The 13563-nt window shown below is 70.4% G+C and carries 12 protein-coding genes; 5 read left to right on the plus strand and 7 right to left on the minus strand.

Annotated features, from left to right (window positions below):
- The 5 genes from E3U25_RS16920 to hutI are packed head-to-tail and all read right to left on the minus strand — an operon-like array spanning position 1 to position 5821.
- The gene (locus E3U25_RS16920) at positions 1-1155 is read right to left on the minus strand and encodes an acyl-CoA dehydrogenase family protein (RefSeq protein ID WP_116222122.1); all 1155 of its coding nucleotides are present in this window, start codon (positions 1153-1155) and stop codon (positions 1-3) included.
- On the minus strand, positions 1152-2300 hold the full coding sequence (locus tag E3U25_RS16925; protein ID WP_116222121.1) for a CaiB/BaiF CoA transferase family protein: 1149 nt from the start codon (positions 2298-2300) through the stop codon (positions 1152-1154). The genes E3U25_RS16920 and E3U25_RS16925 overlap by 4 nt, the downstream gene beginning before the upstream one ends.
- Positions 2297-3088, minus strand: a complete 792-nt coding sequence (gene hutG / locus E3U25_RS16930; RefSeq protein WP_116222120.1) for an N-formylglutamate deformylase — start codon at positions 3086-3088, stop codon at positions 2297-2299. The genes E3U25_RS16925 and hutG overlap by 4 nt, the downstream gene beginning before the upstream one ends.
- Positions 3085-4626, minus strand: coding sequence for a histidine ammonia-lyase (gene hutH / locus E3U25_RS16935; protein ID WP_116222119.1), 1542 nt, complete (start codon positions 4624-4626; stop codon positions 3085-3087). Before hutH ends, hutG begins: the two co-directional genes overlap by 4 nt.
- Positions 4619-5821: an imidazolonepropionase gene (gene hutI, locus E3U25_RS16940; RefSeq protein ID WP_116222118.1), complete on the minus strand. Its 1203-nt coding sequence runs from the start codon at positions 5819-5821 to the stop codon at positions 4619-4621. The genes hutH and hutI overlap by 8 nt, the downstream gene beginning before the upstream one ends.
- A gap of 96 nt (positions 5822-5917) precedes the next feature.
- Here hutI and E3U25_RS16945 point away from each other — a divergent pair, with 96 nt between their 5' ends.
- The 4 genes from E3U25_RS16945 (at position 5918) to E3U25_RS16960 (ending at position 9856) form a co-directional block, all read left to right on the plus strand.
- On the plus strand, positions 5918-7279 hold the full coding sequence (locus E3U25_RS16945; RefSeq protein WP_116222117.1) for a formimidoylglutamate deiminase: 1362 nt from the start codon (positions 5918-5920) through the stop codon (positions 7277-7279).
- Positions 7276-7977, plus strand: coding sequence for a histidine utilization transcriptional repressor HutC (locus E3U25_RS16950; protein ID WP_036752217.1), 702 nt, complete (start codon positions 7276-7278; stop codon positions 7975-7977). Before E3U25_RS16945 ends, E3U25_RS16950 begins: the two co-directional genes overlap by 4 nt.
- 68 nt (positions 7978-8045) lie before the next feature.
- Positions 8046-8834, plus strand: a complete 789-nt coding sequence (locus E3U25_RS16955; protein ID WP_036752221.1) for an inositol monophosphatase family protein — start codon at positions 8046-8048, stop codon at positions 8832-8834.
- A gap of 62 nt (positions 8835-8896) precedes the next feature.
- A complete protein-coding gene (locus E3U25_RS16960) occupies positions 8897-9856 on the plus strand; it encodes a DMT family transporter (RefSeq protein WP_116222116.1) in 960 nt (319 codons plus the stop codon).
- Here the strand turns inward: E3U25_RS16960 and E3U25_RS16965 are convergent.
- Positions 9810-11963 (minus strand): lytic transglycosylase domain-containing protein, encoded by a 2154-nt coding sequence (locus E3U25_RS16965; protein WP_244295190.1) that lies wholly within the window; start codon positions 11961-11963, stop codon positions 9810-9812. The two genes, E3U25_RS16960 and E3U25_RS16965, sit on opposite strands and share 47 nt — an antisense overlap.
- Before the next feature lie 103 nt (positions 11964-12066).
- Here E3U25_RS16965 and dapA point away from each other — a divergent pair, with 103 nt between their 5' ends.
- The gene (gene dapA, locus E3U25_RS16970) at positions 12067-12942 is read left to right on the plus strand and encodes a 4-hydroxy-tetrahydrodipicolinate synthase (RefSeq protein ID WP_072461614.1); all 876 of its coding nucleotides are present in this window, start codon (positions 12067-12069) and stop codon (positions 12940-12942) included.
- Positions 12943-13176: 234 nt separating this feature from the next.
- On the opposite strand, the gene E3U25_RS16975 is transcribed toward dapA, so the two are convergent.
- Positions 13177-13560: a Na+/H+ antiporter subunit G gene (locus tag E3U25_RS16975; RefSeq protein WP_036752398.1), complete on the minus strand. Its 384-nt coding sequence runs from the start codon at positions 13558-13560 to the stop codon at positions 13177-13179.
- Between the last annotated feature and the right edge of the window lie 3 nt (positions 13561-13563).

Here is a 13563-nt window from a genome sequence, read left to right on the forward strand (position 1 = left end):
TCAGGCCAGCATGTTGCCGGAAATGATGATGCGTTGGATTTCCGAGGAGCCCTCGTAGATGCGCATGATGCGCAGGTCGCGGGCGATCCTCTCGATGGGGAAGTCGCGGGTGTAGCCATAGCCGCCATGCAGCTGCAGCGCGGTGTCGGCGATCCGGCCCGCCGCCTCGCTGGCGGCAAGCTTGGCCATGCTGGAGGCCAGCGAGAAGCGCCCGCCGTGGTCATGGGCGTGCTGGCGCTGCCGCGCGGCGTCCTGCGACAGCAGCAGGGCCGAGCGATAGGCCACACCCATGTCGGCGATCATCCAGCGGATACCCTGCCGGTCGGAAAGCCGCTCACCGCCGATCATGCGGTCCTTGGCATAGGCGATGGCGGCGTCCATCGCCGCTTTCGCCAGCCCCAGGCATTGCGCGGCGACCTCGATGCGGCCGTTGTCCAGGACCTGCATGGCGGTGCGGAAGCCCCTGCCCTCCTCGCCCAAGAGCGCGCCCTCGGGCAGGTGGCAGTCGAGGTTCAGGGTGAACACATGCCCGCCCTTCAGCCCCATCGTGCGCTCGGCCGCGCCCGGCTCCAGCCCCGGCGTGCCCTTGGGCAGGATGAAGGCCGAGATGCCCCTATGCGCCTTCTCGGGATCGGTCACGGCATAGACGACGATGAAATCCGCCACGCCGCCGTTCGAGATGAAGCATTTCGTGCCCTTCAGGTGCCAGCCGCTCTCGGTCCGGCGGGCACGGGTCTTCATGTCGGCGGGGTCGGAACCGGCGGTGGGCTCGGTCAGGGCGAAGGCCCCCAGCGCCTCGCCCGCCGCGGCTTTCGGCAGCCATTCCTGTTTCTGCGCCTCCGTCCCGCCCAGCAGGATCGAATCGGTCGCCAGGTAATGCGCCGTCAGCGCCGAGGCGGTCGAGCCGCAGGCCCCCGCCACGATCGCCACCGCCCGCAAAAGCGCCGGGGCCGAAATGCCGCTGCCGCCATGTTCCTCGGGCAGGTTCGCGCCCATCATCCCGGCCTCGCCCAGCACGGCAAGCTGGTCGTGGACGAAAGCCGAGGTCTCGTCGGTTTCCGCCGCCTTGGGCGCGATCCGCTCGGCGCAGATGCGCTCCAGCACGTCGCAGAACAGCCGTTCCTCCTCGGCCAGCATGCGCCAGTCGTCGCTCATGCGGTCTCCTCCAATCCGAATGCGCGCAGGATGGCGGCGCGGTCGCCGCCAAGGCGCGGGGCCGAGGTCTCGGCCACGGGTTTCTCTGCATCGAAGCGCACCGGCTGGCCGACGGTCGGCGCCAGCCCCAGCACCGGATGCGGCAGGCGGCTGACCAGCCCGCGCGTCAGCGCATGCTCGTTGCCCGCCGCCTGGGCGATATCCCAGATCGGCGCGGCGGGCAGGCCGGCGTCGGCCAGCGCGGCGACGGCTTCCTCGGTGGTCAGCCGGCGCGACCAGCTCTCGATCAGGCGCTTGAGGTCCGGCTCATGCGCGGTGCGGCTTTCGTCGCTGGCAAAGCGCGGGTCGCCGGCGGCCTCGGGCGCGCCGATCAGCGTGGCGAGCGTGGCGAACTGGCGCGGGTTCAGGACCGCGATCACCACCTGCCCGTCCTGCGTCGCAAAGCAACCGAAGGGGGTGGACAGGGGATGGCGGTTGCCCACCCGCTGCGGCAACTGGCCGGCATAGAGATGCAGCGCATGGCTGGTGGTCAGCATGGAAAACAGCGCGTCATACATGGCCACGTCCAGCGTGGCGCCCTGCCCGGTGGCGTTGCGGTTGACCAGCGCCGCCATGACCGCCCAGCTGCCGAACAGGCCGGCGATCAGGTCGGCCATGCTTTCGCCGGTCTTCAGCGGCGCGCCGCCTTCCTCGCCGGTGCCGGCCATCAGACCGGACATGGCCTGCACCACCAGGTCATAGGCCGGCAGGTCGCGGAACGGCCCCTGCTGGCCGAAGCCCGAGATCGAGCAATAGACCAGCCGCGGATTTTCCGCCCGCAGCGCCTCGGCCCCCAGGCCCAGCCGGGCGGCGACGCCGGGGCGGAAGTTCTCGACCACCACGTCGACGCGCGCGGCGATGGCCTTGGCCAGCGCCAGGTCGGCAGGATCCTTCAGGTCCAGGACCAGGCTCTGCTTGCCGCGGTTGTTCAGCGTGAAAAGCGCGCTTTCGCCGTCCTTGAACGGGCCGATATGGCGGTAGTCGTCGCCGGCGGGAGGCTCCAGCTTGATGACCTCGGCCCCCAGGTCGGCCAGAAGCGCGGTGCAATAGGGCCCCGCCAGCACGCGGGACAGGTCCAGCACCCTGATGCCTTGCAGCGGCTTCATGCCCGCAACTCCGGCGCCAGCGCGGCAAGGCGCTCCAGGATCGCCTTCAGCGTCGCGCGCAGGGTTTCGGCCTTGGCCTCGTCATAGGCAAAGGGCGGGGCCTCGGTCTCCAGATGCGTCGCCTGCGCCAGTTCCATCTGGATCGCGTGAACGCCCTGCCCCGGCTGGCCGTAATGCCGCGTCGTCCAGCCGCCCTTGAAGCGCCCGTTCAGAACATGGGTCCGGCCCGTCGCGGCTGCGACCTCCTGCGTGGCGGCCTCGATGGCCGGCGCGCAGGAGCGCCCGCCGTTGGTGCCGATGTTGAAATCCGGCAGCACGCCGTCGAACAGGAACGGGATCACCGAGCGGATCGAGTGGCAGTCGTAAAGGATCGCCACCCCGTGACGCGCCCGCACCCGTTCGATCTCGGCGGCCAGCGCCGCGTGATAGGGGGCGTGGAAACGCGCCTTGCGCTCGGCGATATCCTCGGCTGCGGGTGCGGTTTCCCAGATCGGCTCGCCGTCGAAATCGGTCAGCGGCACCAGCCCGGTGGTGTTCTGGCCGGGATAGAGGCTCGCGTCGTCCGGCCCGCGATTGGCGTCGATGACATAGCGGTGGAAGGTCGCGCGCACCGTGGTCGCGCCGGGCAGAAGCCCGTCATAGAGCCGATGAATATGCCAGTCGGTATCGGCCAGCACCTGCCCGCGCGGGTTCAGCCGGGCGCGGATGTCGTCGGGCAGCCAGGTTCCGGTATGCGGCAGGCCCAGGATGACCGGGCTGTCGCCCTGCGCGACTTCGACGGGGTTCACGGCCGCACCTCGTCCAGCAGGCTGGCGGGGACGGCGCCGACCAGCACGCCCTCGCGCACCAGCCGGGCGGATTCGGCCAGGTCGGGGGCAAGGTAGCGGTCCTGTTCCAGCGCCGGCACCGTCTGGCGCAGCGCGGCGATCACCGCCTGCAACGGGGCCGAGGTCGCCAGCGGCGCGCGGAACTCGACGCCCGCGCTGGCGCAAAGCGCCTCGATGCCCAGGATCTGCGCCAGGTTCGCGTTCATCCGCTTCAGCCGCCGCGCGCCATGCGCGGCCATGGAGACGTGATCCTCCTGGTTGGCCGAGGTCGGGGTCGAATCGGTGCTGCACGGCGTCGCCAGGTGCTTGTTCTCGCTCATCAGCGCCGCACTGGTCACTTCCGCGATCATCAGCCCCGAGTTCAGCCCCGGATCGGGGGTCAGGAAGGGCGGCAGGTCATGGCTCAGCGCCGGATCGACCATCAGCGCGATGCGGCGCTGGGAAATGGCGCCGATCTCGGCAATCGCCAGCGCGATCTGGTCGGCGGCGAAGGCCACCGGCTCGGCATGGAAATTCCCGCCCGAGACGATACGGTCGGCCCCGACCAGCACCAGCGGGTTGTCGGTCGCGGCGTTCGATTCGATCTCCAGCGTGCGCGCGGCCTGCCACAGCAGGTCGATGCAGGCCCCCGTCACCTGCGGCTGGCAGCGGATGCAATAGGGATCCTGGACGCGGGTATCGCCGATCCGGTGGCTCTCGCGGATCTCGGACCCCTCCATCAGCGCCCGGATGGCGCGGGCGGCGGCGATCTGGCCGCGATGGCCGCGCAGGGTGTGGATCTCGTCCAGGAAGGGCGCGGTCGAGCCCATGATGGCATCGGTCGAAAGCGAAGACGTGACCAGCGCCGCGCGGGCACTGGCAAAAGCCTCGAAAAGCCCCGCCAAGGCGAAGGCGGTCGAGACCTGGGTGCCGTTGATCAGCGCCAGCCCCTCCTTGGCGGCCAGCACCACGGGCGAAAGCCCCGCGGCCGCCAGCGCCTCGGCCGAGGGCATCTCGCGGCCCTCATAAACTGCCCGGCCCTCGCCCAGCATGGCGGCGGCCATATGCGCCAAGGGCGCCAGGTCGCCCGAGGCGCCGACCGATCCCTGCGCCGGGATCACCGGCAACACGCCGCGCGCCAGCATGTCCTCGATGAGTTGGGTCACCTCGGGACGCACGCCCGAGGCGCCGCGGCCCAGCGACAGAAGCTTCAGCACCATGATCAGGCGCACGGTTTCCGGCTCGACCGACTCGCCCACGCCGCAGCAATGCGACAGGATCAGGTTGCGTTGCAGCGTGGCGGTATCCCGCGCCGCGATCTTGATCGAGGCGAGCTTGCCGAAGCCGGTGTTCACGCCATAGACCGGCGCCTCGCCATTGGCGGCGGCGGCGATGCGGGCGGCGGATTCGGCGATGCCGGGACGGGCGCTGTCGGCCAGGCGCACGGCCAGCCCCTTGCGCCAGACCTGCTCAAGCTCGGCTAGGGTGGTTTCACCGGGGGTAAGGATCAGTTCAGACAAGTTCGCCTCCGACGATGCGGGCATGAAGGGGGTTGAAGCCGATGCGATAGGTCAGCTCGGCCGGGTGGCGGATGTCCCAGACCGCCAGGTCGGCGCGCATGCCGGGTGCCAGCCGGCCGCGATCCGCCAGGCCCAGCGCGCGGGCGGCGTGGCGCGTGACGCCGGCCAGGCATTCGGCCGGGGTCATGCGAAACAGCGTCGCGCCCATGTTCATGGTCAGAAGCAGCGAGGTCAGCGGCGAGGTACCGGGGTTGCAATCCGTGGCCAGCGCGATCGGCACGCCGGCCTCGCGCAGGGCCTGCATGGGCGGATATTGCGACTCGCGCAGCGTATAGAAGGCGCCGGGCAGCAGCACCGCCACGGTGCCCGCGGCCGCCATGGCCTCGATCCCGTCCTGGCCCAGATATTCCAGGTGATCCGCCGACAGCGCCCCGTGCCGCGCCGCCATGGCCGCGCCGCCCAGGTCGGAAAGCTGCTCGGCATGCAGCTTGACCGGCAGGCCCAGCCCGGCCGCATGGTCGAAGATGCCGGCCATTTCCTCGCGCGTGAACGCGATGCCTTCGCAGAACCCGTCCACCGCGTCGATCAGCCCCTCGGCATGGCCGCGCCGCATCCCGGCGACCACCACATCGCGGATATAGCCCGCGCGGTCGTCCTTGTATTCCGGCGGCAAGGCATGGGCGGCCAGCCAGGTCGTGCGCACCGTCACGGGACGCGCCTGCCCGATGCGGCGGGCGACGCGCAGCATCTTCAGCTCGCTGTCCACATCCAGCCCGTAGCCCGACTTGATCTCCAGCGTGGTCACGCCCTCGGCCAGCAGCGTATCGACGCGCGGCAGGGCGGATGCCAGCAGCGCCTCCTCATCCGCCTCGCGGGTGGCGCGGACGCTCGACAGGATGCCGCCGCCGGCGCGGGCGATTTCCTCATACGAGGCGCCTTCCAGCCGCATCTCGAACTCGCGGGCGCGGTCGCCGCCAAAGACGATATGGGTGTGGCAGTCGATCAGCCCCGGCGTCACCAGCCGCCCGCCCAGGTCATGCCGCGTCGCATCGGCATAATGCGCGGGCAGATCCGATTCGGCGCCGATCCAAGCGATTCGCCCGGCCTCGATCACCAGCGCCCCCTGCTCGATCAGGCCGTAACCACCTGATTCTTCGTCCATCGTGACAAGCTGGGCGTGGTGGAGAAGCTGCATCGGATCGCATCCCGGATTGATTTCTCGGTCGTTCTATGTCTAAACTTATTTCATCTCTATGTCTAAACTTATTTTGGCACAAAGAAGGGCGACGGGATGACGGTTATCTGGGCGGAGCGGGCCTTGTTGCCCGATGGATGGGCAGAAAATGTCCGGGTGACGGTCGAACAGGACCGAATCGCGGCGGTGGAAAAGGACGCCGCCCCGCAGGGCCATCGCACGGGCCTGCTGCTGCCGGCGCTTGCCAACCTGCACAGCCACGCCTTCCAGCGCGCCATGGCCGGCCTCAGCGAAGCGAAGGGCCCCGAGCCGCGCGACACCTTCTGGACCTGGCGCCAGATCATGTATCGCTTCCTCGACCACCTGACGCCCGAGGATGTCGAGGCGATCGCCGCGCTGGTGCAGATGGAGATGCTGGAGGCCGGCTATGCCACCAATGTCGAGTTCCATTACCTGCACCACCGCCCCGGCGGCGCGCATTACGACAATATCGCCGAGATGGGCGAACGCATCGCCGCCGCCGCCGGGCGCACCGGCATCGGCCTGACGCTCTTGCCGGTGCATTACCAGTTCGGCGGCGTGGACCGCCGGCCGCTCGCCCCCGGCCAGAACCGTTTCGGCACCACGCCCGAGGAGTTCCAGCGCCTGCTGGACGGTTGCGAGGCCGCGCTGCGCGCCCTGCCCGCCGATTCGGGCATCGGCGTCGCCCCGCATTCGCTGCGCGCGGTCAGCCCCGAGGGCCTGCAAGCCTGCGTCGCGCTGCGCCCCGGCCGGCCGCTGCACATGCACCTGGCCGAGCAGCTGCCCGAGATCGAGGAAATCAGCGCCGCCTATGGCCGCCGCCCGGTCGAATGGCTGCTGGACAACCACCAGCCCGAGCGGCGCTGGACGCTGATCCACCTGACCCACATGACCGAGGACGAGACCCGCCGCCTGGCCGCCACCGGCGCCGTGGCGGGGCTGTGCCCGATCACCGAATCGTCCTTGGGCGACGGCATCTTCAACGGCACCATCTGGGCCGAGGCGCAGGGCCGCATCGGCTTCGGCTCGGACAGCAACATCCGCATCTCTCTGGTCGAGGAACTGCGGACGCTGGAATACAGCCAGCGCCTGCGCGACCGCGGCCGGGCGATCCTGGCCCAGCCGGAACGCTCGACCGGGCGGGTGATCTACGAGGCCGGGCTCGACGGCGGCGCCACGGCGGCGGGGCGCGAGACGGGGGCGATCCGGCCCGGCCTCTGGGCCGACCTGATCGCGGTCGGGCTGGACAATCCGGTCATGGCCGGGCGCAAGGGCGACCAGCTGCTCGACAGCCTGGTCTTTGCCGGCCATGACGGGCTGGTGCGCGACGTCTGGTCGGCGGGCCGCCATGTCGTGCGGGACGGCAGGCATATGGACCGCGACCGCATCATCGCCGATTATCTGGCAACCATAGCCCGGCTTCAGGATCGCATGTGACCGAAAGAAACGCCTCCAAGGCGCAAGCCATCACTAGCGAGGTGCGCCGCCGCATCGTGGACCGCGAATGGCGGCAGGGCGACCGCATCCCGGACGAGGCCGAACTGGCCGTCGAATTCGGCGTCGCCCGCGCCACGGTGAACAAGGCGCTGCAAATGCTGGCCGAAGAGGGGCTTCTGGACCGCAAGCGCCGCGCCGGCACCCATGTGACGGTGAACCCGGCGCGCAAGGCCACGCTGACCATCCCCATCGTGCGCGAGCAGATCGAGCAGGCGGGGATGGAATACAGCCACCGCGTCGTCGCGCAGCGCCGCAGCCCGCTGCCGGCCGATGTCGCCGCCCGCATGGCCCTGCCCGAGGGGCGCGAGCTGATCCACCTGCGCACCGTGCATTACGGCGACGACAAGCCCTTCCAGGCCGAGGACCGCTGGATCAACCCCGCCGCCGCGCCGGGGGCCGAGGCGGTGGACTTCCAGCGCATCACCGCCAACGAATGGCTGGTCAGGAACTTTCCCTGGCTGCATGCCGACATGGCCTTCTCGGCCGAGAACGCCAGCGCCCGCGACGCCCGGCTGCTGGAGACGCGGCAGGGCACCGCGCTTCTGATCCTGCAGCGCACCACCTTCAACGACCTGGGCGCCATCACCTCGGTCCGGGTGGCCTTTCATCCCGGCTATGCCATGATCGCAACGCACTAGCGGCCGCGCCGGCTTCACTTTGCGCGGCCCTTCGCCTAATAGGCTGGCAATCCCAAAAAGGAAAAGCCATGGCCAGCGCCAATCTCAACATCATGATCAAGGCCGCGCGCAAGGCGGGCCGCAGCCTCGTCAAGGACTTCCGCGAGGTCGAGAACCTCCAGGTCTCGGTCAAGGGCGCGGGCGATTTCGTCAGCCGCGCCGACCGCGAAGCCGAGCGCATCATCAAGGAAGAGCTGCGCACCGCCCGCCCGAACTACGGCTGGATCGGCGAGGAAACCGGCGAGGAAGCCGGCGAAGACCCGACCCGGCGCTGGATCGTCGACCCGCTGGACGGCACCACCAACTTCCTGCACGGCCTGCCGCATTGGGCGGTCTCGATCGCGCTGGAGCATAAGGGCGAGATCGTCGCATCCGTGGTCTTCGACGCCGCCAAGGACGAGCTGTTCACCGCCGAGCGCGGCGACGGCGCCTTCCTGAACGACCGCCGCATCCGCGTCTCGGGCCGCCGGCAGATGATCGAATCGATCTTTGCCACCGGCGTGCCCTTTGCCGGGCGCGGCACCCTGCCCGCGACGCTGCGCGACCTGTCGCGGCTGATGCCGCTGACCGCGGGCGTCCGGCGCTGGGGCGCGGCCTCGCTGGACCTCGCCTATGTCGCGGCCGGCCGCTACGAGGGCTATTGGGAACGTGGCATCAAGTCCTGGGACGTGGCCGCCGGCATCCTGCTGGTGAAAGAGGCCGGCGGCTTCGTCGAATCGATCCGGCCCGAGCAGAGCGCGATCGAATCGGGCTCGATCGTCGCCGCCAACCCGCAGCTTTTCGACGAGTTCGCAGGATTGGTGCGTCAGCGCGACTGAGCCCGGCTTGACCTTTGCCGCGTGCAAGGGCATGGGCGAAACTCAAGACTGGGATATCCGCAATGCCCAACAACCGCCAGACGGGGCCGCTGATGGCCCCGGCAGCCAGCCCGCCTGCCGTCCCGCCGCCGCTTGCCGTGCCGCGCGCCGAACGGCAGGGCGCGGCGATCCTGATGATCTGTGCCTCGGCGCTGATCTTTGCGGCGCAGGACGGCATCTCGCGCTATCTGGGCGCCACCTATTCGCCGATCTTCGTCATCATGCTGCGCTTCTGGTTCTTCGCGGCCTTCGTGATCCTGCTTTGCGCACGGGCACCGGGCGGACTGGGCCGCGCCGTCCGTTCAAAACGGCCCTGGACGCAGATATTCCGCGGCGTGCTGCTGGTGGCGGAGGTCGTGGTCACGGTCGAGGCTTTCGTGCGGCTGGGCCTGATCAACACCCATGCGATCTTTGCCTGCTACCCGTTGCTGATCTCGGCGCTGTCCGGGCCGGTCCTGGGCGAAAAGGTCGGCTGGCGCCGCTGGGCGGCGGTCGCCGTGGGCTTCGTCGGCATCCTGATCGTGCTGAAACCGGGCAGCGGCGTCTTCAGCGCCGATGCGGTGCTGCCCTTCGTCGGCGCGGCCATGTTCGCGGTCTATGGCCTGCTGACCCGGATGGTCGGGCGCGACGATCCGGCCATGGTCAGCTTTTTCTGGACCGGCATCGCCGGGGCCGTCGCCATCACCCTGGTCGGCATCTGGCATTGGGAGCCCATCGCCGGGCGCGACATCCCCTGGCTCCTGCTGCTCTGCTTTGCGGCGGTGGTGGCGCATTTCATGCTCATCAAGGCCTATGAGCTGGCCGAGGCCTCGGCCTTGCAGCCGTTCTCCTATACCCAGCTCGTCTGGGTCAGCCTCTTTGGCGTGGTGATCTTTGGCGAGACGCTGGCGCCGAACGTCGCCCTCGGCGGCCTCATCGTCGTCGGCGCCGGCCTGTTCACCTGGTGGCGCGCTCGCCAGCGCGAGCGGGCCGGGCAGCGCTAAGCGGGGCGGCGCTGGCCTCCTCGACCGGCGCCGGGCCCAGCACCTCGGCCAGCACGCCGCCCGCGGCATAGGCCGCCAGCCGGCGCGCCGGCATCGACGGCCGGGACGAGGCGACCAGCCGGATCGGCGGCGGCGCCGGCGCGGGCTTCATGCCGCCCCCGGTCAGATCCCATGTCGGCACCAGCGGCACCGGCTGGCCCTTGATGCGGGCGCGATAGACCGGCAGCGCCTCGGCCACGCGCATGACGTAGTTGCGCGTCTCGTCGAAGGGGATCATCTCGACCCAATCGACCGGGTCCACCTGCCCGCGCAGGTCGCCGAACTCGTCCAGCCAGCGGGCCGAGCGCCCCGGCCCGGCATTGTAGCCCGCCGCGACCAGCGCGATCGAGGGACCGAAGCGGTCGCGCAGCCCCGCCAGATAGGCAGCGCCCAGCCGGGCGTTATAAGCGGCGTCGCGGGTCAGCCGCCCCTGTTCGAAGGGCTCGCCGACCTTGCGCGCCATGGAACGCGCGGTGTCGGGCATGACCTGCATCAGCCCCAGCGCCCCGGCATGCGACGAGACGGTATGGTTGAACTCGCTTTCGCGCCGGGCGATGGCCATGACCAGCTCGGGCGGCAGGCCCAGCTCGCTGTTCTCAAGGCCCGTCAGCGGGAAATAGGCGGCCGGGTAGACCGCGCCCTTGGCGGCGGCGGCCTTGGCCAGGCGCAGCGCGTGCCAGGGCTGCCGCATCTCCAGCATCATCCGCGCCATGCGGCCGATGTCCTCGGGCGCGGCGGTTTCGGCCAGGTGCAGGAAGAAGCGCGCGCCCTGGTCGGGCTCGCCCGCCGCGACCAGCCAAGTGCCGGCCTGCCAGACCGGGTTAGTGCGCAGCGGGCTGCCGCGCCAGTCGGGCAGGCTGGCCTCGCTGCGCCCGGCGACGGCCAGCGCGGGCTGCATCGGCAGGCCCAGCCTTTCGGCGGCCAGCTGGCCATACCAGGCGGATTGGTATGCGGCGGCACGGGCATAGGCCGCACCGGCGCCGGCCTCGTCGCCCCCGGCCTCCAGCGCCCGGCCCTGCCAGTAATGCGCGCGCGACAGCGAGATCGGGCTCGCCACCGCCCGCTCGAGCGTGCGGAAATGCTGGAGCGCCCGGTCCGCCGCGCCGCCGCGCAGCGCGGCATAGCCCGCCAGCCACTCCAGGTCGGAAAAGGCATCGCTGCCCGGCGGCAGGAAATGCCCGGCGGCCAGCCTTTCGGCCAGGGTCCAGTCGCCCTGCCGCAGCGCAAGGCGCGCGTAATCGGCGCGCTTGCCGGCCCAGGCCGCGGGATCGCGCAGCGCCTCGGCGCTGGTCGAGCGCTCCAGCATCAGGTCGCGCGCCAGTTCGGGCATCTTGGCCCAGACCCGCCAGCGGAAACGGTCGAGCGCCAGGCCCGCATCGTCCCGCTGCGCCTCGGGCAGGGCCAGGATCAGCGCATCCACCCCGGCCTGCCCCGATTGCAGCGCCAGCCGGGCGCGGCCCAGGGCTTGCGCCGGGACCGAGGCCATGGGCAGCACCACCTGCGCCGCCTGCCATTCGCCCAGATCCAGAAGCCGCATCAGCCGCGCATCGTGCAGCCCGGCAACCTCGGCGCCATGGGCGGCCAGAAAGGCGTCGGCCTCGGGCTTGGTCAGCGCCTGCTCGGTCCAGAACCGCGCGATCTCGGCCCTGGCGGCCGCGGGGTCGGTCGCCTGCAGGGCCACGATCAGGGCCGTGGCACCGTTCAGCGTGTCGGGCCGGCGGGTGCCGAACCACGCGATCACCTCGGCCGGAGGCAGGTCGGGGCGCAGCACCGCGTCGCCGCGCTTCCAGAACAGCGCCATGCCGGGCCAATCCGCATGGCGGCGGGCAAAGTCGCGATATTCCGGCCAGCCGCCCTGCCCGGCCCGCAGCCGCTGCCAGGCAATCAGGTCGCGGGCGATGGGCCCCGAGGCTTCGGCCGCGGCCGCGGCGCTGGTCCAGTCGCGCATCGCCGCCGCCGCCAGGGCGCGGGACAGATGCCCGGCATCCTCGGCCCCGGCCGGCAGGGCGAAGCTCAGCGCAAGGGCCAGTGCCGGCCCCAGGATCCTGTCGCGGAAAGGATACATCATGGCCCCATTTCTGCGAGGTTCCGCCGCGCGGCGCAACTCACATCCTTGGCAATCCGCGCATCCGCATGTAAGCCGCCATCAGAGGCAAATTCAGGATACCCACATGTTCAGAGGCTCGCTGCCCGCGCTGGTCACGCCCTTCACCCCGGACGGGGAGCTGGATCTCCCCGCGCTGGAAAAGCTTGTCGAGTGGCATGTCGACCAGGGCAGCCACGGGCTGGTGCCCGTCGGCACCACCGGCGAAAGCCCGACGCTGAGCCATGAGGAACACCGCAAGGTGATCGAAGAGGTCGTGCGCATGGCGGCCGGCCGCATCCCGGTCATCGCCGGCGCCGGCTCGAACTCGACGCGCGAGGGGATCGGGCTGGTGCAGCACGCGCAGGCGGCGGGCGCCGATGCGGCACTGGTGGTGACGCCCTATTACAACAAGCCGACCCAGGCCGGGCTGGTCGCGCATTACACCGCGCTGCACGACGCAAGCGACCTGCCGATCATCATCTACAACATCCCCGGCCGTTCGGTCATCGACATGGCGCCCGAGACCATGGGCGAACTGGCCCGGCTGCCGCGCATCATCGGCGTCAAGGACGCGACCGGCAAGCTCGAGCGCGTCTCGATGCAGCGCGCGGCCTGCGGCAAGGATTTCGTCCAGCTTTCGGGCGAGGACGCGACGGCGCTGGGGTTCAACGCCCATGGCGGCGTCGGCTGCATCTCGGTCACGGCGAACGTGGCGCCCCGGCTCTGCGCCGCGTTCCAGGAAGCGACGCTGGCGGGCGACTACGCCCGCGCGCTGGACTACCAGGACAAGCTGATGCCGCTGCATGTGGCGATCTTCCTGGAGCCGGGGGTGGCGGGCGCGAAATACGCCATGTCGCGGCTGGGCCTTTGCAGCGACGCCGTGCGCCTGCCGCTGGTCGGGCTGACCGATGCGACCAAGGCCCGCGTCGACGCGGCGCTGGCCCACGCCGGGCTGATCTGAACCGCGCATCAGGCCGGAACGAGAGGGGGCGGGCTTTCCGCCCCTTTTTCACGGCCGGTCCGGCGGGACCGGCGCAGCCGGGGGCTTTGCGCCCCCGGACCCCCGCAGGATATTTAAGCACAAAAGAAGCGGCCGCACCGGCTTTCCCGCCCCCCCCGCTTCTTTCGTGGATAAATATCCTGGGGGAGCGCGGAACGCGCGGGGGCAAAGCCCCCCAGCAAGCGTACCGCCTGGCTAGTCCCCCGGCTGCCGGTCGACCAGGCTTTCCTTGTCCGGGTCGCAGAAGGTCGCCCAGTCCTTGCCGGGCGCCGGGCGGGGCAGGTCGTCGCGGCTCCAGCCCAGGTGCATATGCGCCTTGGCGATGAAATAGCCCGTGACCGGCGCGGTCAGGAACAGGAACAGCGTGATCAGCAACTCGTGCCAGGTCAGCACCCCGTGCCGCGCCGGGAACCAGATCAGCGAGGCGACCAGCACCGCCCCGACGCCCAGCGTCGCCGATTTCGTCGGCGCGTGTAGCCGGGTCATCGGGTCGGGCAGCTTGACCAGCCCGTAGGAGCCGACGAGGCCGAAGAACCCGCCCAGCACCAGCAGGACCGAGACGATGATTTCCGCGATCATGCC

Origin of the sequence: Paracoccus versutus (assembly GCF_029909795.1) — a bacterium.
Lineage (GTDB): Bacteria > Pseudomonadota > Alphaproteobacteria > Rhodobacterales > Rhodobacteraceae > Paracoccus > Paracoccus versutus.

What these genes read in the sequence shown, in the direction of transcription:
- E3U25_RS16920 (WP_116222122.1), bottom strand. Translation starts at nt 1,155, where the DNA reads ATGAGCGACGACTGGCGCATGCTGGCCGAGGAGGAACGGCTGTTCTGC.
- E3U25_RS16925 (WP_116222121.1), bottom strand. Translation starts at nt 2,300, where the DNA reads ATGAAGCCGCTGCAAGGCATCAGGGTGCTGGACCTGTCCCGCGTGCTG.
- hutI (WP_116222118.1), bottom strand. Translation starts at nt 5,821, where the DNA reads ATGCAGCTTCTCCACCACGCCCAGCTTGTCACGATGGACGAAGAATCA.
- E3U25_RS16945 (WP_116222117.1), top strand. Translation starts at nt 5,918, where the DNA reads ATGACGGTTATCTGGGCGGAGCGGGCCTTGTTGCCCGATGGATGGGCA.
- E3U25_RS16955 (WP_036752221.1), top strand. Translation starts at nt 8,046, where the DNA reads ATGGCCAGCGCCAATCTCAACATCATGATCAAGGCCGCGCGCAAGGCG.
- E3U25_RS16960 (WP_116222116.1), top strand. Translation starts at nt 8,897, where the DNA reads ATGCCCAACAACCGCCAGACGGGGCCGCTGATGGCCCCGGCAGCCAGC.
- E3U25_RS16965 (WP_244295190.1), bottom strand. Translation starts at nt 11,963, where the DNA reads ATGATGTATCCTTTCCGCGACAGGATCCTGGGGCCGGCACTGGCCCTT.
- dapA (WP_072461614.1), top strand. Translation starts at nt 12,067, where the DNA reads ATGTTCAGAGGCTCGCTGCCCGCGCTGGTCACGCCCTTCACCCCGGAC.
- E3U25_RS16975 (WP_036752398.1), bottom strand. Translation starts at nt 13,560, where the DNA reads ATGATCGCGGAAATCATCGTCTCGGTCCTGCTGGTGCTGGGCGGGTTC.